Origin of the sequence: Gemmiger formicilis (assembly GCF_016901605.1) — a bacterium.
GTDB lineage: Bacteria > Bacillota > Clostridia > Oscillospirales > Ruminococcaceae > Gemmiger > Gemmiger formicilis_B.
Window position 1 is genome coordinate 1 of record NZ_JACJKP010001091.1, and the last position, 209, is coordinate 209.

A 209-nucleotide genomic window follows, 5' to 3' on the forward strand; every position below is an offset into this window, starting at 1 on the left:
TTGCCGGCCGCCTGAACAATGTGGACGACGAATACATCCGGGAGCGCAGCGTCGATGTATGTGACGTCTGCCGCCGCGTCGTGGATATTCTGGACGGGCGGCCACGCCGTCGCCCAATTGGACAATGGCGGGAATCCCCAGGCTGCGGGCCATAATGGCGGCGTGACTGACCGTGCTGTCCTGATTGCTGGCCAACCCCAGAATCATCC

At 62.7% G+C, this 209-nt stretch carries 1 protein-coding gene; it reads right to left on the reverse strand.

Annotated elements, in window-relative coordinates; all coding sequences use genetic code 11:
* A partial coding sequence (locus tag H6B10_RS19260; RefSeq protein ID WP_430661811.1) for a PEP-utilizing enzyme occupies positions 1-207 on the reverse strand: 207 nt, incomplete at its 3' end.
* Positions 208-209: the final 2 nt, after the last annotated feature.